The organism is Microbacterium ginsengisoli (genome assembly GCF_000956535.1).
Lineage (GTDB): Bacteria > Actinomycetota > Actinomycetes > Actinomycetales > Microbacteriaceae > Microbacterium > Microbacterium ginsengisoli.
Genome location: NZ_JYIY01000056.1, coordinates 1 through 21,529, shown reverse-complemented (window position 1 = coordinate 21,529; position 21,529 = coordinate 1). Strand labels below are relative to the sequence as shown.

Genomic DNA, 21,529 nt, shown 5'->3' with positions numbered 1-21,529 from the left:
ACCCGCCGCAGCCACGTCGTAACCCCGGCTCGGGCGACGGCATAGTGCTCTGTGCCCTCCGCGTAACCGGCCGGTAACTGGGGGCCGCTAGCTTTCGAGCGTGCCCACATCAAAGCGATCGCGGTCACGTTCTCGCCGTCCGCCGGTGCGGCAGGGGGTGCACTGGAGTGCGTATGTGCTCATCGTGCTTCTCGCACTGGGGGTCATCGCTCTGGCTGCGTACGCGATTCACGCAGTCTGAGTCGGCCCGGGTCGGCGCCGAGGATGGGGGTCCTCGAAAGCCGAGAACGACGAAGGGGCCCCGGACAGTGTCCGGGGCCCCTTCGCTTTTGGGGAGTTACTTGGCTACCGTTGCGCGCTGGCGGCGAACCGCCGTGCCGACCACGATCGACGCGCCCGCGAGGGCGAGAGCGCCGCCGGCCACCCAGAGGGTGAGCAGCATGGTCGAGTCCGCACCCGTGCGCGGGAGCGAGCTGCCGGGGTTGGTGGTCGTACCGCTGCTTCCGCCGCCGGTGACGGCGGGCAGGTTGCCGCCGCCCAGCGAGAAGCCGCTGGCGCCGACGGGGATGTTGACCGTAAGGAGGATCTGGCCAGACGAGTTCGCCTTCTTGGTGACCGAGGCGGTGCCGACGACCGACTTGATGATCGTGGCGAGGGAAGCAGCGTCGATGCCTTCACCGGTGAGGGTGAAGGTGACGACCTCACCCGGGTTGTAACCCGAGAGCGCGAACGTGGCCGACTGGCCAGGTCCAGGGAGAGTAGGGGCGACGCCCGGGGCGAGGATCGGCACACCGGCCGGAATCGTCTCGGGGGTCGGAGTCGGGTCGCTCGGGGTGCCCGAGTAACCCGCAGCGAAGGCGGGCTGTGCGACGAAAGCGCCACCCACCGCGAGCATCAGCGCCATCGCCGTGATGGCGAGGGCCCGCTTGATCTTGTGCGTCATGTGGTGTTCCTGTTCGGTGGCAGTGATGGGATGGAGATCTGCGACGGGGGGACCGGTCGCTCTCTGCGGTGCCGCGCCAGCCGAACTGTCCGATGAATGTTTCCCCCAACGGATACCCCCGCTAGCGGACCCCCATCGACACCGCACAGCCAGTATGGCGGCTAACCGCAGGTATTTCCCAGCCCAGATGTTTCGATTGGGTAAATAGTCGGAGTCGTCACCAGCGAAAGCGGAGCGCTCGCGTGGTCGGTGGCGAGCCGGATCGAGACCGCCGACTTCCCTTGCGGCGCAAGGTTTTCGTTCCACCTCAGCACCGTTCGGCCCCGGTCGCTGAACACTGTGATCGGTGCCCCGGTGCTTGTCGATGCAGATTGCGCGAGTTGCATGCCGGATGGTAGATAGACCGTCACCGCGACACCGACGATGCCGGGGGCTGTTCCGAAGGCCCCGCCGCCGGTGATGTACCAGGGGAGAGCGGTCGCCCCGTCGGCGGGCACGGTGCTCGTGAGTGTGACGTTGAGTGACGCCGTCCCAGGGGTGTTCACCGCAGGTGCGCCGCACCACGAGACATCCGCACCGACCTGCAGGTAGTAGTCGATTTTCGATCCGACCGTGTCCATGAGATACATCGCGACCGGGGTCTGGTCGACGGATGCCTCGGGCAGCGTGCCCTGCAGCAGGGTGCCGTCGAGTACGGCCTGTTCAGTCGGATGGTTGCTCGCGATCAGCAGGCGTCGCTCCGAGCCCGCCCGTCCGAGCGCGTCGATCAGCTTCGCGGGGTCGCCCTTTCCCGACGAGAGGGCGTCGAACACAGCGGTGGCCGCGACCGCGAAGAACGCGTTCTGCTGCGCGTTCGCCTTCGCGGGGGTGTCGGCGCCGTACCGCAGGTAGACCTCGTTGAGCAGCAGCTGCACGGCGTTGTCGGCGCTCAGGGTGTCCCCGGTGCGCAGCGAGAGCGGGCCGGTCGCGTTCAGCAGATAGCTGAGCGCCACCGGGTCTGCGCTGATCACGCCGTCGATCGGTGTGCTCTGGGTGCGCTTCCAGAAGTCCTGCAGCAGCTGCGCGGCCGTCGCGAAGTCGGGCACCGAGGTGACGTTCTGGTAGTAGGTCGCCGGCTTCTCGCTGAAGAGCGCCAGCGTGGCGGCATCGAGTGTCGTCACGGGCTCACCGGTGTTCGGCAGTACCTTCTGGATGTCCTCGACGGTGAACGTGATCTTGCCGTGATCGGTGTGCACCAGGGCGAGTGCGCCCGCGATGCCGCCGAGCGTGCGCAGCTCGGCCGGATTCTGGAACATCAGCAGATAGTTGCGCGGGCCGTCCGCTCCGAGCATCGCCGGCAACAGCGCGGTCGTGCGTCGCAGGGCGTCGGTGCCCTCGGCGACAGTGCTGAGCAGATCGGATGCCTCGGTCACGGGTGCGCGCAGAGCGGGCAGGAGTGCCGAACGGTCGAGGCTGTTGACCTCCGCGCTCGCCTGGGCCGCGGCGGTCGCCGCGCCGGCAGACGGCTGCGCGAGCGCCGCGACGGGCGTCAGGTCGATGGCGCCGTCCTTCGGGGTGAACAGCGAGAGATTGAGATTGTCGGTCGCCGACACGAGCGGCTCGATCACGTCGGTCGACGTCGCATGCAGTGCGGTCGCGAGCGTGGAGACGGCGTGCAATTGGGGGCCGATCCAGGGCAGGTGCGACGCCGCCGACCAGATCGGGTCGCTGGTGAGGGCGCGGGCCTCGCTGGCGTCGGCCTCGAGCTGCGACAGAGCTGCACGTGCTCCGGCAGGGTCTTTCGAGATGCTCGACTGCACGGTGCTCGCGAGTGACTTCGCCTCGAGCAGATGCTGCGCGGCCAGTGCTCCGCGCACGCCGACCCATGCTCCGACGGCGACGGCGACGGCGAGCACGCCCCAGCAGGCGTAGATCGCCCAGCGGCGCGCGTGGCGAGAGCGGCGGCGTGCACGGGCGGCGGTCATGCGATCACCCTAAGCGGGAGGCATCCGCTGTCACGACAACGCCGGTGCCCCCGCGGTGCCGAGGGACCCTGCGAGCTGCAAGATGACGAATGTGACGTTGAACACTGCGTGAACGACGATGGCGGTCCACAGTCGTCGCTGCACGAGAACGATCGTGCTGGTGACGAGCGCCACGGCGCCCAGCGAGACGATGGCGCTGACGTCGAGCGTCGACGTCAGCCCGTGCGCGAGAACGAACAGCGCACTGCTCACGAGGGTCGCCGCGATGCCCGCGAGCACACGGCTGCCCGTGAGGCGTCGGAACACGGTGTCGGCGGAGAGCAGCAGCACCCCTCGGAAGCAGAGCTCCTCGAGAAGGGGTGAGACGACGACCGGCACGAGGGCGCCGAACACGACCCACTGCAGATCGAGGGTGGCGGTGGGCCAGGCGGCCGCTCCTCCTTGTGCCGCCTGGGCGACAAGGCCCTGCGCGAGGCGCAGGGCGAGTCCGATGACGACGCCGTAGAGCAGGTCTCGCGAACGGAATCGAAGGATGCCCCGGGGCGCCCCGTAGACGAAGGCGACGACCACTCCCGTCGCCATCGCGGCGAGCACCGCGACGTCGGCGATGAGAGTGCCGGTCGCAAGGTCAGCGGCGCTGAGCGCGGTGGCCGAGATGAGGATCGCGAGCGCCAGCGCCGACAGCGAGACGCCGAGCACGCGCAAGCCCCATTGGTGGCGGGTCGCGCGACGTGTGCTCACGGGGGAAGGTTCGTCGGTGAGCGGGTCGGTCACGCGGCCAGAGTACCGGCGCACGTTCGTTGCGTCGCGGTCACCAGTCAGAAACATGCGTTGTGGCAGGATGAAGCCCGTATCACCGGGGAAAGGCGCCATGGAGCTCAGCGACTACATCAGAGTTCTGCGAAAGAACTGGCTCGTCATCGTCGCCATCACCCTCATCGGGCTGGGGGCGGCCGCGGGCTACTCACTCACGCGGACACCCATGTACCAGGCCGAGGCGACGGTGTTCGTGTCGACTCAGCAGGGCAACACGGTGGCTGAGCTTCAGCAAGGAAATACGTTCACGCAAGCCCGCGTGACGACATATACAAGCCTCGTCACACAACAAGCGGTGCTCTCGAAGACGATTCAGAAACTGGGACTCAGCCTCTCGGTTAGCGATCTTGCAAAGAACGTGTCCGCGTCGAACACCTTGAACACCACGTTGATCAAGATCACGGCAACAGACGCGAGTCCCGTACAGGCGGCCTCCATTGCGAACGCCGTGAGCCAGAGTCTCACCGAAACGGTCCCCGAGATTGAACCATCCACGACCTCGGGCGAGAGCCCGGTCAAACTGACCACGACGACGACTGCGACGGCGCCGTCGGCTCCGGTGAGTCCCAACGTACCTCTCAATCTGACGTTGGGGGGGCTGATCGGCCTGGCGCTGGGAGTGGCGTTCGCACTGTTGCGACACGTCCTCGATACGAAGGTTCGATCGATTCGCGATGTCGAAGCGGTCACAGATCGACCGATTATCGGCGCCATACCGTTCGATCCGAGGGCCGCAGAGCGACCGATTATTCTGCAGGCAGATCCACACAATGCCCGGTCAGAGTCCTTCCGGGCGCTTCGTACTAACCTGCAGTTTCTTGAGATGGACGGCGGCCATGTGTTTGTCGTCACTTCAAGCCTGCCGGCCGAAGGGAAATCCACAACTTCAGTAAACCTCGCAATCGCCCTCGCGGACGCTGGCAAGCGCGTCGCGCTTGTAGATACTGATTTACGTAAACCCAAGGTGGCGGAATATCTGGCCATCGAGGGCGGTGTCGGCTTGACAGATGTACTAATCGGTAGAGCGCGTCTTACCGATGTGATGTTGCCTTGGGGGCAACGATCACTCTACGCATTGCCGGCAGGTAAAGTGCCTCCCAATCCGAGCGAGCTGCTCGGATCAGCCCAGATGTCTCAGCTACTCGACGTTCTTTCGCGCGAATTCGACATCGTCATTCTCGATGCCCCGCCCCTACTGCCAGTTACTGACGCGGCGGTACTCTCGAAGGCCGCCACGGGCGCGCTCGTCGTCGTCGCAGCTGGACGCACGACCAAGGGTCAATTGTCAGCAGCCCTCGATGCGCTGGAGACCGTCGGGGCTCGGATTGGCGGCACCGTTCTATCCATGGTTCCAGTGAAGGGACCCGATGCGTACGGCTACGGATACGGGTACGGGTACGGGTACGGATACGGCGGTTATGGCGCGTACACCTCATCGGGACACAAGGTGAAAGGCGCGGGCAAGCGCTCGTCCAAGTCCGCCGGCTCTGGCCGAGACGAAGGCTGACAAGCTGCCGAAGAACGGGGGCACCCGCCTCCTCGAATCTGCCGGCGCAGACGAGCGTTCTTACATGAGGGAAAAATCGTGCTCCTGACAAGAACCGAATCGAAATGGCTGGCGCGCGACCACGACGTTGACAGGCAGACGCAGCAGCACCAATTCGATTGGCGCACGCGAATGAGGCGCCTGCCCGGAGTCGGTAGTTTGGTGGGCACCAATATAGAGCCCGACCGGAGTGCACATGGCGTTGTTCGGGTTTGGTGCAGCCGAGATATCTATTGGCGAAGACTCAAGAACAACGTCACGATGATCTTGCGCGCCTTTCGCGTTCAAGGTTCTAGTGGGGTGGGTCATCGTGCTCGGGGACAAATCGCGCAACGACCGGCTTCATGGCTCGAGATCCGCGGCATATCTCTGCATCAACAGCGACGAGTCCAAATTACGAGATACGCCTGCACCGTGCTTATGTTTCGGTCTAGGGTTGCAAACCCCAAATATCTCTTCGACGACGCAGAACGAGCACGAAAGGAATTGGGATCGGATTTTCGCAATGAGGTTCTCTCGACGGTGAGCATTCATCCCAGGAATTCCCCCATCAAACGCACAGTGTGCCGATGCAGTTCGGATGAACTCCTACACTTCGCAATGTCTTCTTCGTATCGATTTCGATGGTCGGGCGGCGACATCCGCTCTCTGTCGAGGTCGAGGAGCGCGCAATGGACATGCGCAAGGGGCGGTCGGCGAATCCCGAGATCAAGGGACTCTGACAGAGTTAGCAGTAGATCAATTTTGTCGAGGGGACACAAGGTCCGGCTCGCTCGCTTGTGTGTGGAGAATAGGTATATGTTGGGAGATTTCCCAACTCTGGCCAATGCCGCCGAGGAGACAATTGCTCGCGGGGGTGGGGCATATTGACACCCCAGGATGAGAAGAATCTGTCAGCCAAACTTATCGAGCCGCGACCCAGTGCGCACGCCAACTTGGGTCGCGACCAAACTGTGAGCGTCGTAGTGGTGAACGCCGGTACTCACCCCGAGCCATTCCAGGCTGCACTTGGGCTCGCTCGTGCGGGATATCGAGTGGAGTATGTTTCCGGTTCACAGGTTTCATCACGATCCGTTATAGGCAGGGTGCTGCGCCTGCTCAAGGTGGGCAATAGCCGGGTTCTTCAGGTGCCCACAAATGTGCGTCTACGAATTAAAACGCGGGGGCTTCAGGCAGAATTGTGTTACCTCGTTCGCCGGAGGTTTGGAAGTGATTCGCAACTCGAGTCACTGCGGAAGCGGACCACGATCGTTGAGAGATTTGCCTCCAAACGCATTGCTAGGACCCGAGATCGAATGATTGTCGTCGCGCAGAATTCCTGTGCGGACGTGGCATTTTCAGCGACGTCCACAGATGACTTTCGCGTCCTCATGCAACCGATCATCAATGACCGGTCGCTCGTGGATATCCTTGATCAGGACGCCGCGTCCAGTCCTCATTGGTCATACGCCCTGCAGTACCCGAATCGAGAATTGAGCGACGAGGATCGACGGCTGCTACTGGCGGGAGCGGTTGTAGCAGGGAGCAACTTCGTTGCAAAAAGGCTGTCCGAATATTTCGACGGTCCAATCTTGGTGTCCAACTACGCGTCAGTGAGTGAGGGAATTGAGGCGACCGTGAGACGTCGCGCGGGTGAAGGTCGTCTCCGCGTGCTCTTTGCGGGACAGGTAAACCAGCGCAAAGGTATCGGGTATGCCGTTGAGGCGTGCGCGCGGTTGCACTCTCAGGTAGAACTCGTGGTGGTCGGGCCGATAGGTGCTCGGATGCGCGCGGAACTCTCTCGCTATTCGAATGTCAATGTCCGTGGGCCCGTGTCCCGCGAGATGCTAACGAACGAGTATCGAGAAGCTCACGTACTCCTCCTTCCTAGTCTTGCTGAAGGTTTTGCGTTGGTTGGGGTGGAGGCCATGCAGACTGGGCTTCCATGCATCGTGACGGAAAATACGGGCCTCTCCGACGTGGTAGCAGACGGACTGAGCGGCTTTGTCGTTCCGACGGCTGACTCGTCCGCGATAGCGGATGTGCTCTCACGAATATGTAACGACGACGAGCTGTTGGCTCGAGTATCGTCCGCAGCAACCCTTGCTGTTTCGCACTTGACGTGGACCCTATTTGGAGATGACGTTGCCCGAGGCATCGATGAAATCTCCAGGGCGTATTGGGCATCGTTGGCTCAGAACTCCGCTCCAGAACAATGATCCGTCGGTTTGCAGTTTCGCTCGGGGGGCGGATCGTTGCGGCTTTGCTGCAACTGGCCGTATTTGCGCTAATCGCGCGGCATTTGGGCGCACAGGATCTTGGCGTGTATTCTGTGGCAGCTTCGATCGGACTATCAGCCCTCTGGATCGCAGACTTGGGCATGGGAACACGCGTACTTCGCGGAGACTCAGACGACGATTCACGGCGTGCCCTTGCAACATTCCTGATCGTGCGAGTGCTGATCACCGGAGTGTTCCCACTCGGTGGGGCGCTGATTGTGTCAGGTTCGTCAACCGAGACGGGCCTCCTTGTCGCGGCGTCAGTCTTGTATGTCACGGGTGAGTCGTCGGGCGACGTGGCTGTTGGACTCCTCCAAGGTAGGAGACGGAGTGCGCTGGCTATGACCATTCTCTTGTCCAGGCGAGTTGTCGCCTTAGCTCCGGTCGCTCTGTTCGCCGGCGCGGACGCAGTTGTAATTGCATCCGCTGCGGCCGGCATGTTCGGAACACTTTGTCTCCTCGTCGTGTCCGCTCCGCAACTCGGTAGGCCGATGTCGTTGGTGACACTGGTGCGACAGAATCTCGGGATCATGGCGAGCAGTGGAGCTTCGACGGTCGCGCAACTCGATGTGGTGGCCGTAACGAGTGTCTTAGGCACACAGGGGGCCGGCCTATATTCTTCGGCGCTTCGGCTTCTTAACCCTCTCAACCTACTCGTCACGACGATGATGCAGGTTGTGATTCCCGAACTCGCAAGCGCCACTCCTACCGATCGCAGACGAGTCTTTCGGAGAATTCGTCGGCTCGTGCTCATATTCTGTCTGGCATTGGTCGCATGCTCGCCTGCTTCACCGCTCGTGATCCAGTTCATGTATGGCGATGGGTTTGGCGGCGCAGCACCGGTTGCAATCTGCGTCACCGTCGCAGCGGCCATCTCTGCGTTCGCGCAGGTTCACCTCGCCTGGTTTTACGCAACGTCGGTGCCCCGTGCGGTACCAATATCGATGTTCGGCGCGATTCTCATCGGGATTGGCGCAATTTGGTCGCTGAGTGTTCTATTTGGGCTTTCTGGAGCGGGCGTCGGACTCGTCGTAATGCATATATTGACAATGGTCGCAATCGTGGCGTTGTGGCGGAGATACGCGAAGAAGGAGTCACTCGATGAATGAAGAAACGCGAAGTGCGCTTCGAAGTGATGCAGATCGCTTTCGACAAGGTCTCGGCAATTCGATATGGCGCATCGGCATAGTTGCTTTGAACAATCCCGGACTACTCTGCGTGCTGCTGTATCGTTTCCAGGAAGCCGCGGTGAAGAAGGCACGGTGGCGGCAGGCAAGATTCCTCAGAACGGTGAATCACTTCCTGACCGGTGCTGACCTGCTGCCGGGCAGCAAGATTGGTGGAGGTCTTATCATCCAGCATCCAAACGGGATTGTCATCGGTGCTGGCGCGACCATCGGCGAACACGCGACCGTTCTCCAACAGGTAACTGTCGGCGAAAAGCTTTCGTCTAACCACTCCGAGCATGCGTATCCTCGGATCGGCGATCGATGTGTTCTCGGAGCTGGCGCGAAGATCCTTGGCGGCATCTCTATTGGTGACGACGTGAGGATTGGCGCGAACGCTGTGGTGCTTCATGATCTACCAAATAGTGTATCGGCCGTCGGCATACCGGCTCGAGTAGCGTGATCAATATGGTCAACCGGAATTTCGCGAAAACCGACGTGCAACTCATAGTCTCTCAGGGCCATGAAGGGCACCGTCTGATGTACGTTCGAGTTCTCGTTGACGCAGCGGTCGCGCGTGGAATCGCGCCCGTTGTCGTCGTCATGGCTGGAACTACCAAATCTGAAGAGTACGCGATTCATCTCTCGGATCGCGTAGACGCGTTCAGTGTGGAAGAGCACGTCATCTTGAACATGTCGACAATATCGGCGATTGAGGCCAGGGTCGCACCAACGAGGGCGACCATTTTTGTCGAAGGTGACTTCTGGCTGAAGGAATCACTCCGTTCTCGGGCGAAGCTGCGCAACGGCGGTCGTCTACTGATCATGCGAGCAGTCGGTCAGTCGAAGAACCCTGTGGTTCGTGTCGTTCAAACTCTTCTGAAGATTGCGCTGCGAGAAGCCGCGAAGTTCCGCGGTGTGAGATCGTTTGTTCTAGTTGGTCCGACACAGCAGTCGCACGGAGCTTTTGAAGTGCCCGACCCAGCGTTCAGCCAGATAGACGAGGTGGCGGCGAGTGCTGTCAATGATCGGCTGAGCTCTGGGCGTGCTGGTTTTCGCTGGGCCGCTGTGTTAGGGGTTATCGGTGAGCGCAAGAACGTCCCACTTATCCTTGAGGCGCTCCTGCTGGTGCGGTCGAAAGGAATCGGACTGGTTCTTGCGGGTCGAGATGACGGTAGTCAGCGCGATTTGGCCGAATGCATCCGCAGGGCGGAACAAGAAGGTGTGCGAGTTGAGCGTTTCGATGGAAATCTATCCGACGCTGTTCTCGACGCTATCGTTGCAGCAGCCGGCTGCGTCGTGCTTGCGCACTCGAACGAAGGACCGAGCGGAATTCTAGCGAAGGCGCTTTATGCAGGAACTCCGATTGTGGCTGCCGGCGCCCGTTCCTTACGCCGTGACGTGAAGGCGATCGGAGCTGGAGCGAGTTGGTGTTCGCTAGATAGGGTGCAACTTTCACATGCAATTGAGTCAGCGATGACTGGACCGAAGCCAGCCCAGCGAGAAAACCAATCCGCTCTGTTCGCAAACAGGCTTATGGGTGACATTTAGGGAGCTTCTGTTAAGAGTGAGAGGATCCCATGGGGTCAGCCCGTCGATATGCTCGCTCGCGCGAACTCTCCAACGCAGCAGCATCGTTCTCGCGGTCTAGGCTTCAAGATTCATCATCCTGAGTACTCCGAGGCGGAAGTTCTCCACCATAGTTTCGATGCGCGGGTATTGCCAGTCCGCTGGGGGGATCGAGCGCCGCCACGGTTGAGATTCAATAAGGTCTGCATACGCTTCCGCGGAGTCCGGGGAGGAAAACATTGAAATGCCATCTTTGAGATAGTCGGCTTCGGGAGCGTGGAATTCATAGTCGGTTGTAAGGATTGGTTTCTGAGCGACGAGCGCGTCAACTGCGACCAACCCAATCCTTCCCGGACACACCAGTGCGTCGACCTCTTGAAGCAATTTGGCTTTATCCACCCCGGACACATATCCGCGGATGTCAATATCGTGAGAAGTCCTGAGCGCGTCGAGTAGATGGGCGTCGGGCCCTTGTCCGCCCACCACAAGTTTCACCGATGTGCCGCGCATCGTCAGGGCCATAAGAGCCTGGGCGAGAAGCGAGATGCGTTTCGTTCCATCAAGCCCGCCAATGTAGCCCAACGTGATGGGCTTAGCTCTTACTGGCGATGGCGAACATTCCAAGTCCCGAAGACTCGTCTCAAGTTCTTTGGTGTCGACTGTGTTCATGACGCTCGTAACACTCGTCTGCGCGGCACCCCACCGACGCGCCAAATTGGCGCCCCGTGTGGTGTATGCGAAGACTTGATCGGCTCGGCGGACCATCCAGCGCTCAAGTGCCTGATCTAGGGGGTTCGCACGTGCGACGTACGAGTCCACATGACCCCAAAGTCCGACGCGAGGTCCTTTGTGCAAGATCGCCGAGTACGCGTCGAGTGAAGTTCCCATGAGGGGGAGTATTACGCCGTCTGCGTGCGCCCAGTGACGGCGGGTATGTGCCAAAGTGATGGCGCGCCCCGCGAACTTTAACTGCCGGGGTTCAAAACGGGTAGCCCAATCGGCGTCAGTGTCGTCTCCACGTGCGGCCTGACTGCCAAGTGGTCTTCCTGCGACGACCTGAACGTCGATGTAGTCCGCAGAAAGTCTACTTTTCAGTTCAGCGAAGAATGGGACGCGGTAACGCGGAAGGTAGGGCTGGACGATAGCGAGGGTCGCATATGTATGCACTCTCTATCTCCGATCTTCGCGTTGGATTGCCGCAACGTATGAGTGTTCAAGCTGCTGTGCGACGTCCACGATGTTCAGTTCCTTCGACAGATATGATAATGCGTTCCTCACGAGCGCTTGCGCATGTTGTTTGTCGGTCAAGATCCGAATTACAGCGTCCGCCATTGATGAGGCTGACCCGTCGGTTACTTCTGCGGCACCATACTGAATGCAGTCGTCGGCAATACCAAGCGAATTGGTGACAACGCTCGGCGTACCGACTCTGAATGACTCGATCAGCGTCATTGGGAATACCTCTCCGACGGACGGCAGGACATAGACGCGGGATTTAGCTAGGAACGTGTCGGTTTCTTCCGGGGGAACGGCGCCGATGATCTCGAAACGATCGGCGAGTCCTGATCTTTCGACCAGTGCGCTGACGGCGTCGAGTTCACCTTCATCTGGTCCGGCCAGGGCGAACTTTACATCCGGGCAAACGCGGCCAACTTGAAGGGCCATTTCTACGAATTTTTGTGGGCGTTTGCGTTGGTGAAGGCGCGCTAGAAAGACAACGCGATTCTCCTTGTCGTCAAATCCAGCGGTATCTCGATTCAGAGAGAGGCCGTTTCGGATCCGTGCCACGCGAGCGTGTGGGTTGATTTCGGCGATGTCTCTCTCTTCTTGCTCCGTCAAGCAGAATGTTGAGTGTGCGGCTGCAAGAACGGGGCGGGTCCAGACGGCGTCTATCGGTGCGGCGAGCAGATTGGATGAACGGTCAATCATGCCGTGAGGCTGCACAACGAAGGGCAGCGAAGCTCGATGAGCCGCCGCGGCCCCACGCAGAGTTACGAGGTCTCGGGCAAGATGAACATGGAGTACTTCGGGACGGTGGGCTATCAGGTCGCGGGTCAGTCCGGGGGCGTATGTTCCGGCGAAACCTAGACGCTTGGATACGGAGCGGGCTGGGTATAGGCGCTTGACATAGCCGCTGACGTGAATCTCTGCGGGAGTCTCCACGGGAGCAGCGGCCCACAGGGTTACGTCGTGGCCGCGAGCGGCGAGTTCCTCACATTGAGTTTCAGCCACACGTGTGGGGCCTCCGAATGCGCCATCCGGGGAGTCATATGTCACCAAGTGGGAAATCTTCAAGTGAATCGCTTGCCTTGAGGTCCGGTCCAGTCCCAAATTGTATTGGGCGGAATATCACCCTCCACTCTCACCATGGGCTTAATGAGTGCAGAAGTTCCAATTTTCGAGCCACCGAGAATCATGCACCGTGATGTAATCCAGACGCCGGATTGGATGTCAATTCGACGTGTAAGAAGGCCCATGTCGCGGCGATGAGCGTGACTGCCCGTAGTGAGAAACGTCTCCTGAGAGATAGTCACGTCACTGCCGACCCAAATCTCATCCTGGTTGTGGAACCAGACTCCCTCACCAATCCAGCAACGATCACCGATGGTCAAGTTCCATGGAAACTTGACACGGGTGCGGGGTCGGAATGTAACCCCGTGGCCAATCCGGGAGCCGAAGGCGCGCAACGCGGCCGTACGAATGCCGGAACTAATCTGCCAGGGATTAGTGACGAACAATAGTTCCACGACAGCCCAGACGTAGATCTTCCACGTTGGCGCGGTCCATGCGGCTCGCTCCCCCGGCGCCGCGGAGAGATCGATGATAGGAATCTCGTCCATTCAATTCCTTCCCGTAATACTCCTGAAACGGCTTGACCTGTACATTCGTGACGTGCCTCAAACTCCACGAATCCTCATCGTCGGGCTCAACTACTCCCCCGAGAAGACCGGGATCGCTCCGTACACCGCGTCGATGGCTAGCGGGCTGTCGCGTTGTGGGTTCCAGGTTCGTGCGATCACTGCTCATCCCCATTATCCTGAATGGAGGATCCTGCCAGGTTACGGGCGATGGTCGCAGGATGAACATCTGTCGGGTGTCTCGGTGCGCCGACTTAGGCATTTCGTTCCGTCCAACCCGCGCGCTGCGCGGCGCCTGCTCTCAGAGTTGTCCTTCGGGGTGCGAGCCGTACTGACCAGGTGGAGCTCACCGTCGCTTGTGGTCGTCGTTTCTCCCGCTCTGTTCGCCAGCGCCATGGTGGCGCTCCGCGTGATTGTGGCTGGGCATCGAGTGCCGATCGTTGTCTGGGTGCAGGACCTCTATGCCCTTGGCATGGCGGAGACCGGCCAGGGCGGTCGACTCGCGTCTCGCGTTACCAGGTGGGTTGAGCGTTGGCTGCTTCGAGCCGCCGATGCGGTCGTGGTAATCCACGATCGGTTCGCGGAGCGGATCGAGCAGGACTTCGACGTGCAGCGAGATCGGATCACAACAGTTCGCAACTGGACTCATCTCCCGGCCATGAGTCCGCCCGACGTACGCACGGTGCGCGCTCGTTACGGCTGGGCCGACGACGACATCGTTGTTCTTCATAGTGGAAACATGGGAGTCAAACAGGGTCTTCATAATGTGGTGCAGGCCGCGGCGCGAGCTGCGAGCGACGGAAGCCATCTGAGGTTTGTGATGATGGGGGACGGGTCAAAGCGAGAGGAGATGGTGAGGCTCGCTGAGCAATTGGGAGCGCCGGTTCAGTTTCTCCCGTCGCAGCGGGAGACCGACTTCATAGACGCGATCCAGTCCGCGGACGTCTTGTTGGTGAATGAGCTCCCCGGGGTATCTGAGATGGCGGTGCCAAGTAAGCTCACGTCGTACTTCGCGGCAGGCAGGCCCGTCGTTGCGGCTACGGACACGGACGGCATCACAGCGGGTGAGATTCGGTCTGCGCGAGCTGGCGTTGTCGTGCCCGCTGGTGACGCCCGCGCTCTGGTTGAAGCCGCCGCGGCGCTTGGCGCGGATGCATCTAAAGCACGTCGCCTCGGCCAGAATGCCCGTGAGTATCAGCGGTCGGTACTTTCCGAAACAAACGCGATCGATCAGTTCGCTACTCTTCTCTCGCGGCTCATCGATGGCGACGGTGCCGGGAAGCATGACACTCATCGCACGACCATCGACTAGACGGGGATCCTACGTTGGCTAAGCGCGCACTTATCACTGGTATCACGGGGCAAGACGGCTCCTACCTTGCCGAGCTCCTGCTCTCCAAGGGATACGAGGTCCACGGCATCATCCGTCGGGCCTCGACTTTCAACACCCACCGAATCGACCACCTCTACAGCGACCCGCACGACCCTGCAACCAAGCTCTTCCTGCACTACGGGGACCTCAGCGACGGGGCCCGCATGGTCACCCTTCTGTCTGAGATCAACCCAGACGAGGTATACAACCTTGCTGCGCAGTCGCATGTCCGTGTGTCGTTCGACGAGCCGGAGCACACCGCCGACACGACGGGCACGGGAACGATTCGCCTGCTCGAAGCCGTGCGCCTGTCCGGCATCGAGACTCGCTTCTATCAAGCGTCCACGTCGGAGCTGTATGGGGCAACCCCGCCGCCGCAGTCCGAGACGACGCCCTTCTATCCGCGCTCGCCCTACGCCGCTGCGAAGCTCTACAGCTTCTGGATTACGAAGAACTACCGCGAGGCGTACGACATGTTCGCGGTGAACGGCATCCTCTTCAACCACGAGTCGCCGCGTCGTGGGGAGACGTTCGTGACGCGCAAGATCACCCGTGCGGTGGCGCGTATCAAGGCTGGCGTGCAGAAGGACATTTACCTCGGCAATCTCGACTCGATTCGCGACTGGGGCTACGCGGCGGAGTACGTGGAAGGCATGTGGCGCATCCTGCAAGCCGACGAGCCTGAAGACTTCGTTCTCGCGACCGGTATTGGGTACACCATCAAGGACTTCCTCGAGACGGCTTTCGGCCACGTCGGTCTCGACTGGCAGGAGTTCGTCAAGTTCGATGAGCGGTACCTTCGCCCCACTGAAGTGGACGCACTCATCGGCGAGCCGGCCAAAGCGGCTGACAAACTCGGATGGGTGCCGACGATCGACGGAAAGGCGCTCGCCGCACTTATGGTCGACGCTGACGTCGAAGCGCTGGAGAAGGGCGCAGACTGGATCGACACCGTCAAGCTGGCCTCGTGGGGCACCCTGTGACAGCGGTTGACGGGGTGGAATACACCCCGCGCGAACTCGACCGGGATGCGCCCTTCTATGTCGCCGGTCATAGGGGGCTTGTAGGGTCGGCGATCTGGCGCAAGCTCGAGGCGTCCGGCTTCACTGATCTGCACGGAAAGCCCTCCGCAGATCTTGATCTGAAGGACCGCGACGACGTCTTCGCCTACATGAGTGAGGTGAAGCCGAAGTATGTCGTGCTCGCCGCAGCGAAGGTAGGCGGCATCCTCGCGAACAGCACGTACCCGGTCGACTTCCTGAGCGACAACATGCGAATCCAGGTCAACGTGCTCGATGCCGCGCTGGCCAACGACGTGGAACGCGTGCTCTTCCTCGGGTCATCGTGCATCTACCCCAAGTTCGCCGACCAGCCCATTCGCGAAGACTCGCTTCTCACCGGGCACCTCGAAGAGACGAATGACGCATACGCGATCGCGAAGATCGCCGGCATCCTCCAAACTCAGGCGGTGCGTCGTCAGTACGGGCTTCCCTGGATCTCTGCCATGCCGACCAATCTCTACGGGCCCAATGACAACTTCTCGCCGAAGGGGTCGCACGTCTTGCCGGCTTTGATTCGACGCTACGACGAGGCAGCGCAAGCTGGTGCGGGGTCTGTGACGAACTGGGGCACCGGCACCCCGCGCCGCGAGTTCTTGCACGCGGACGACATGGCTGACGCATGCCTACATCTCCTCGAACACTATGACGGTCCGGATCAGGTGAATGTAGGAACGGGATCTGACGTCACGATCAAGGAGATCGCCGACACCATCGCGGCTGTCGTCGGGTTCTCCGGCGATACCGAGTGGGACACCACGAAGCCCGACGGCACGCCGCAGAAGCTGCTGGATGTGTCGAAGCTGGCTGACGCGGGGTGGACCTCGCAGATCTCGCTGCAGGAAGGGCTCGAGCGGACTGTCGCGTGGTACCGCGACCACGTGGGTGCACTTCGCGGCTGAGCCATGGCCTATCGACACGTCGTGTTGTTTCGCGTACGCGAAGGAGTGAGTCAGCAGGCGATCGACGAGGCGATCGAGGCGCTGCGCGCGCTGGCGTCGCTCCACCCGGTTCGCCGATGGACGGTCGCGCGTTCGCTCGACGAGCGCAAAGGCGTTGTCATAGTCGAAGACGCGACGTTCGACGACGCCTCAGGGTTCGCCGAATTTAGACGTGCAAACGAGCACGTCAGCGCGGCGGCGCAGATGTCGCAGATCTCCGATTGGTGGGTCGCCGACTTCGAGGATTAGTTGCCCGCTCGTTCGGTGATTCCCAACCGCGTGAACAGCTCGCGGCACCCAGGCCACAGGTCCGCGGGCAGGTTGGTCGGGTCGAAAGAGGCGAAATCAAGTGCCTCGCCCCGAGGGCTGGCGCCTTCGAATGGCATACCGAGGACGTATGCGAGTCCGATCGCGTGCTTTCGAGGGTCATCTCCGAATACCGTGCCGTCTGCGGGCGCGATCGACGAGGGGAACCATTCGAAAACCGCATCTGGCTGCGGATTCACGCTGACGTCGAGCTCGAGTCCGATCGTCTCAAGCGAGTGGCGCTCAAGCGCTGCACGCAACGTCTCTCCACGCCGCACGCGCCCTCCCAAGTGGCACCACACGCGACCGTGCGGCGACTCCCGGAGGATGAGGCCGACGCGAGAGATCCGTCCCTCCGCCCGCTCGACCGGAACAAAATCCACGCACGCGATCGGCATGTTCGCCTCGATCTGCGCATAGAGCCCATCGGGCAGAAACGTCATCAACTCTCCGTGTAACAGGGCGGCCACGTGGGTCTGGTAGGAATCGTTTAGACCATCTAATCGATCCGAATAGAGGTCTAAATCTACGGGGAGATCCATGAAGCTTTCGGTCATCGGTTGCGGCTACCTGGGGGCCGTGCATGCGGCCGCCATGGCGTCGATCGGTCATGAGGTGGTCGGCATCGACATCGACCAGCGCAAGATCGACGCGCTGACCAAGGGCGAAGCACCGTTCTTCGAACCAGGCCTGCCCGAGATCCTCGCTGAGGGCGTGGCATCCGGTCATCTCACGTTCACGACCGACATGGCGGCCGCGCGGGGTGCAGCGGTCCATTTCGTCGGTGTGGGCACCCCCCAGCAGAAGGACGGATACGCCGCTGACCTGACATACGTCAACGCCGCGTTCGATGGGCTGCTGCCCTACCTCTCCGAAGGGGATATCGTCGCGGGCAAGTCGACGGTGCCCGTCGGCACGGCCGCGGGGCTCGCGCCTCGTGTCGGAGCGACCGGCGCGACCCTCGTCTGGAACCCGGAATTCCTTCGTGAGGGCTGGGCAGTGCAAGACACGATCGATCCCGACAGGCTCGTGGCGGGGGTCCCCGCTGGCGCAGAGGGGGACCGCGCGGCATCCATTCTTCGTGACGTCTATCACCCCTCGGTCGCGAAGGGCACACCATTCATCGTCACCGACTACGCGACAGCGGAGCTGGTGAAGGTCGCAGCGAACGCCTTCCTCGCAACCAAGATCAGCTTCATCAACGCCATGGCCGAGATCGCTGAGGTCACGGGCGCCGACGTCACCCAGCTCGCCGATGCGATCGGACACGACGCTCGCATCGGGCGCCGCTTCTTGGGAGCCGGCATCGGGTTCGGCGGGGGATGCCTGCCCAAGGACATCCGTGCCTTCTCGGCGCGCGCCGAAGAGCTCGGCAAGGGTGAGTCTGTCGCCTTCCTGCGTGAGATCGACGCGATCAACCTTCGTCGTCGCGATCGGGCCGTGCAACTGGCCGTCGATGCGCTCGGGGGAGAGGTCTTCGAACGCAAGATCGCCGTGCTGGGGGCCGCGTTCAAGCCGCACTCCGACGACATCCGCGACTCGCCGGCACTCGACGTGGCGGTGCGCCTGCATGGGCTGGGGGCCTCGGTGCGGGTCACCGATCCTGAGGCGATCGCGAACGCGCGCCGCATCCATCCGCAGCTGACCTACGTCGCTGACCGCGACGAGGCGTTGCGCGACGCCGACGTGGTGATCGTCGTCACTGAGTGGGATGAGTATCGTCGGCAGATGCCTCCCGAGCACGTGTCGACTCTTACCGAGGGCCGCATCATCATCGACGGCCGCAACTGCCTGGATGCAGCGGCTTGGCGCGCGGCGGGATGGACGTACTACGGGATGGGGCGGCCGTAGGCTTGAGACAAGCACGCGCATCCTCGGGAGGTCGGCCGTTGAAAGGCGATGTCCTCCGCGGAACGGACCTGGTCAGTCCTCTCCAGCTCTGCGGGAGCCGGCGACCTTCCTTGCGTCTGAGGTCAAGTGAGGCGGGATGAAAATGGGACAGCCCGAGATGATGAGGCACAAGGGGAACGTATCTGGCCGCCCTGAAAATATTTCTCTGCATCACCGACCGACTGTGGCTCGGATTTTCGGTTTGCTTGGACCGATCTCGCTCCCGGTTGCGGGATTGCCATTGGGTGTCGTGTTGGGAATTCTTGGTCTAGGCCTGAGGCGACCGTCGGTGATGCCTCGTATGTCACGCGCAATTGCTATGTCTTCCGTAGTCGCTGCGGGTGCGTGTCTTGTATCTGCCCACATCAATGGAGTCCCCGCATCGGCCATTCCAGCTCAACTTCTGGCCGTTGGAATTCTTCTATTCGCATACCGAGCTACAATCGACGGGTTGGATTCGGCAGCTATTCTGGTCGGGTGGCTGGCACTTTCGTCAACGCTCTACACGATCGCCTTTGGATCCTCGAACACGCGAGGTAGCTTTGAGGCGTTGTGGAAGTTTGGAATTGCATACACCGCTACCATTTTCATCCTGTATTTAGCCGCTCGCCTATTGCCCACGATCTTCTCGATTATTGTACTTTTCGCCTTGGGTGCGATGGGAACTTTCTTGAACTTTCGTTCATTCGGTCTCGTTTGCGCCGTCGCCGGAGCCATGTGTATTGCTAAGGCGGGTCGAAGGGGGAATACGTTCCGAACGATCGTGTTGGCAAGTATGGCGGTGCTCGCCATTTCCTACCTACTCCCACTAGCAATTGACAGTGGCGCATTCGGTACGACAACTCAATATAAGAGCCTAAGTCAGGCGGACAATGGCCCTGCGATTCTCGGTGGTCGAACAGAACCTCCATTGTCGATCGCGGCGATACAAGCTCGTCCGCTTCTTGGATGGGGAAATGCGCAATCGATCGACGGATCTACCGTCAACCATGCGGTCGCCATTGCTCAATCTCTCGGCATGAATAACGTGCAGACGTACACTCAACTTTGGATTCGGAGTGACGGATTCGTGTCATTGCACTCGATGTTGTTTGTGCCGTGGGTAGAGGGCGGGCCGGTCGCTGCTTTTCCAATGTTGCTCATGATCGGCCTTTTTGTATGGGCCGCGATTGTTGCTAGAGGTCGATGGGGCGTTCTCGTGACGTTGGTATCGTTGCAGAGCATTTGGGATGTGCTTTTCAGTCCGTGGACAGGTGCAAGGGTCGTTGCAGTCGCGGCGGCAGCCGTCTTGGCGGGCTTTGCGGTCCTCGGCCGCGCGACTAGTAGGAGTGCGGCAACAATGAATTTGGCGGGTCGCCGTATTTGACCGGTGCCATTTCATTTCTTCCATTAGTATGAGAGCTTGAGGCGCCGCTTATGGTCGCAGCGCTTTCTGGCGGGTGGGCCGGACGGTTAGTGCGTCTTCGGGCTTCCGGCGGGAGTGAGACGGCCTTCACAACATCCGCACGACTGCTGACGAGACACCAAGCTAGACTCCCCGCAATCCTTCGCTTTTCAACACCGCAGGCGTTCAAAGTTCGAGCGCCGTCGACAATCTCGGTCAATTGCCACGTGAGACGAGTTGCATGTGTGCACCGGGAAGGTCTGACCTTCATGACCTTCGCCGGCCGGTGGGCTACGCCAACGTTGGTTTGTAGTGCCAGTCGTGTCGCCGAACGCGTCGCGATGTTCTCGCGGTGCCGCAGTATGAGCGGCAGAGATTGCTCGACCTCGACGTCGTTTATCGGTTTGCACCATGACAATGTCGATAGCGAACTCGCCGCCGATGCGATCCGCACAACTTAGTGCGCGGAGTCTCCCGGCGCGAGTGCTGCCTTCGCCGTCTTCGCGAGGATCGCGACGTCGGTCAGCACCGACCAGTTCTCGACGTAGGACAGGTCGAGACGCACGGTGTCCTCCCACGAGAGGTTCGAACGCCCACTGACCTGCCAGAGTCCCGTGATTCCCGGCTTCACGAGAAAGCGGCGGTGCACGTGAGTCGCGTATTGTTCGACTTCTTTTGGCAACGGCGGCCGTGGGCCCACCAGTGACATCGATCCGCCGACGACGTTGAGCAACTGCGGCAGCTCGTCGAGGCTGTACTTCCGCATGATGCGTCCGATCGGCGTCACACGCGGGTCGTTCTTCATCTTGAACAGGATCTCGTTGCCCGAGTCGATTCCGTCTTCCCGTCGTTGCCGTTGCAGATTCTCGAGAAGCTCTTCCGCGTTCGTGACCATGGATCGGAACTTCAGCATCGTGAACTCGCGTCCCCCGCGGCCGATGCGCACCTGACGGAAGAGCACGGGCCCCTCCGACGACAATCGAATACTGATCGCGAGGAACGCGAGCACAGGACTCAGGAGCACGACGCCGAGCATGCTTGCGCACACGTCGAGAGCGCGTTTGAGAAAGAGCTGCCCCTTGGAGAAGCGCGGCGTCTCCACGTGAATGAGCGGAAGTCCCGCGACAGGTCGCGTGTGCAGCCGCGGTCCCGCGATGTCCACGATGCTCGGCGCGAGAACCAGATGCTGGCGCCCGGCCTGGAGGTTCCACGAGATCTGCTTCACCTTGTCAGGCGGCAACTCATCGGTGCTCGTCACTGCCACGGTGTCGGCGTTGGTCAACTGCATCGCACGTTCGATCGCGTTGACGCTTCCCATCATCGGGATGTCCGGCTCTTCGGACATGCGGTGGGGGTGAGGCTCGCCGGGTGATGGTCGGCGGGTAGGGGTCGAGGTCCCCGAGGATCAGTAGCGCCAACTGCTGATCCATCACGAGGACCTCGACGTGCTTCACCCTA

17 protein-coding genes and 1 pseudogene are annotated in these 21,529 nt (G+C 61.1%); 11 read left to right on the top strand and 7 right to left on the bottom strand.

Going from position 1 to position 21,529, the window contains the following annotated elements:
- Positions 1–337 precede the first annotated feature (337 nt).
- The 3 genes from RR49_RS15045 to RR49_RS02520 form a co-directional block, all read right to left on the bottom strand.
- Positions 338–943 carry a hypothetical protein gene (locus RR49_RS15045; protein WP_048809376.1) on the bottom strand — a complete coding sequence of 202 codons (606 nt, stop codon included), beginning with the start codon at positions 941–943 and terminating at the stop codon, positions 338–340.
- Positions 944–1,104: 161 nt separating this feature from the next.
- The gene (locus tag RR49_RS02525) at positions 1,105–2,907 is read right to left on the bottom strand and encodes a DUF4012 domain-containing protein (RefSeq protein ID WP_048809375.1); all 1,803 of its coding nucleotides are present in this window, start codon (positions 2,905–2,907) and stop codon (positions 1,105–1,107) included.
- A gap of 30 nt (positions 2,908–2,937) precedes the next feature.
- Positions 2,938–3,681, bottom strand: a complete 744-nt coding sequence (locus RR49_RS02520; RefSeq protein ID WP_052671986.1) for a CPBP family intramembrane glutamic endopeptidase — start codon at positions 3,679–3,681, stop codon at positions 2,938–2,940.
- A gap of 97 nt (positions 3,682–3,778) precedes the next feature.
- Here RR49_RS02520 and RR49_RS02515 point away from each other — a divergent pair, with 97 nt between their 5' ends.
- From RR49_RS02515 to RR49_RS15605, 5 genes are all read left to right on the top strand, one after another.
- Entirely contained in the window at positions 3,779–5,230 is a 1,452-nt protein-coding gene (locus RR49_RS02515; RefSeq protein ID WP_045246411.1) for a tyrosine-protein kinase domain-containing protein, read from the top strand.
- 1,334 nt (positions 5,231–6,564) lie between these two features.
- Complete coding sequence (locus RR49_RS15325) at positions 6,565–7,467, top strand: glycosyltransferase family 4 protein (RefSeq protein WP_084603780.1); 903 nt, start codon at positions 6,565–6,567, stop codon at positions 7,465–7,467.
- Between the two features lie 401 nt (positions 7,468–7,868).
- Positions 7,869–8,636 (top strand): lipopolysaccharide biosynthesis protein, encoded by a 768-nt coding sequence (locus RR49_RS15610; protein WP_342666953.1) that lies wholly within the window; start codon positions 7,869–7,871, stop codon positions 8,634–8,636.
- Entirely contained in the window at positions 8,629–9,156 is a 528-nt protein-coding gene (locus RR49_RS15320) for a serine O-acetyltransferase (protein ID WP_084603779.1), read from the top strand. The genes RR49_RS15610 and RR49_RS15320 overlap by 8 nt, the downstream gene beginning before the upstream one ends.
- Positions 9,157–9,161: 5 nt before the next feature.
- Complete coding sequence (locus RR49_RS15605; RefSeq protein WP_342666954.1) at positions 9,162–10,244, top strand: glycosyltransferase; 1,083 nt, start codon at positions 9,162–9,164, stop codon at positions 10,242–10,244.
- A 96-nt stretch (positions 10,245–10,340) separates the two neighbouring features.
- Here RR49_RS15605 and RR49_RS15315 read toward each other — a convergent pair whose 3' ends face one another.
- Positions 10,341–10,931, bottom strand: coding sequence for a glycosyltransferase (locus tag RR49_RS15315; protein ID WP_169815878.1), 591 nt, complete (start codon positions 10,929–10,931; stop codon positions 10,341–10,343).
- Between the two features lie 501 nt (positions 10,932–11,432).
- The gene (locus tag RR49_RS15310; protein WP_273204778.1) at positions 11,433–12,539 is read right to left on the bottom strand and encodes a glycosyltransferase; all 1,107 of its coding nucleotides are present in this window, start codon (positions 12,537–12,539) and stop codon (positions 11,433–11,435) included.
- A gap of 543 nt (positions 12,540–13,082) precedes the next feature.
- Between RR49_RS15310 and RR49_RS02490 the strand changes: the two genes are divergently transcribed.
- From RR49_RS02490 to RR49_RS02475, 4 genes are read left to right on the top strand one after another with little or no spacing between them, the layout of a single operon-like run.
- Complete coding sequence (locus RR49_RS02490) at positions 13,083–14,432, top strand: glycosyltransferase (protein WP_048809367.1); 1,350 nt, start codon at positions 13,083–13,085, stop codon at positions 14,430–14,432.
- A gap of 14 nt (positions 14,433–14,446) precedes the next feature.
- The gene (gene gmd, locus RR49_RS02485; RefSeq protein WP_045246405.1) at positions 14,447–15,475 is read left to right on the top strand and encodes a GDP-mannose 4,6-dehydratase; all 1,029 of its coding nucleotides are present in this window, start codon (positions 14,447–14,449) and stop codon (positions 15,473–15,475) included.
- A 14-nt stretch (positions 15,476–15,489) separates the two neighbouring features.
- Complete coding sequence (locus tag RR49_RS02480) at positions 15,490–16,452, top strand: GDP-L-fucose synthase family protein (protein ID WP_211255128.1); 963 nt, start codon at positions 15,490–15,492, stop codon at positions 16,450–16,452.
- Between the two features lie 3 nt (positions 16,453–16,455).
- Complete coding sequence (locus RR49_RS02475; protein ID WP_045246402.1) at positions 16,456–16,740, top strand: Dabb family protein; 285 nt, start codon at positions 16,456–16,458, stop codon at positions 16,738–16,740.
- Here the strand turns inward: RR49_RS02475 and RR49_RS02470 are convergent.
- Positions 16,737–17,354 (bottom strand): DUF4916 domain-containing protein, encoded by a 618-nt coding sequence (locus RR49_RS02470; RefSeq protein ID WP_084603775.1) that lies wholly within the window; start codon positions 17,352–17,354, stop codon positions 16,737–16,739. The genes RR49_RS02475 and RR49_RS02470 overlap by 4 nt on opposite strands.
- Here RR49_RS02470 and RR49_RS02465 point away from each other — a divergent pair.
- Entirely contained in the window at positions 17,338–18,648 is a 1,311-nt protein-coding gene (locus RR49_RS02465; RefSeq protein WP_045246400.1) for a UDP-glucose dehydrogenase family protein, read from the top strand. The genes RR49_RS02470 and RR49_RS02465 overlap by 17 nt on opposite strands.
- 490 nt (positions 18,649–19,138) lie before the next feature.
- Entirely contained in the window at positions 19,139–20,053 is a 915-nt protein-coding gene (locus RR49_RS15600) for a hypothetical protein (protein ID WP_157013135.1), read from the top strand.
- A 475-nt stretch (positions 20,054–20,528) separates the two neighbouring features.
- Here RR49_RS15600 and RR49_RS02460 read toward each other — a convergent pair.
- Positions 20,529–21,410: pseudogene (locus RR49_RS02460) on the bottom strand (sugar transferase); the annotation flags it as partial.
- Positions 21,411–21,529 lie beyond the last annotated feature (119 nt).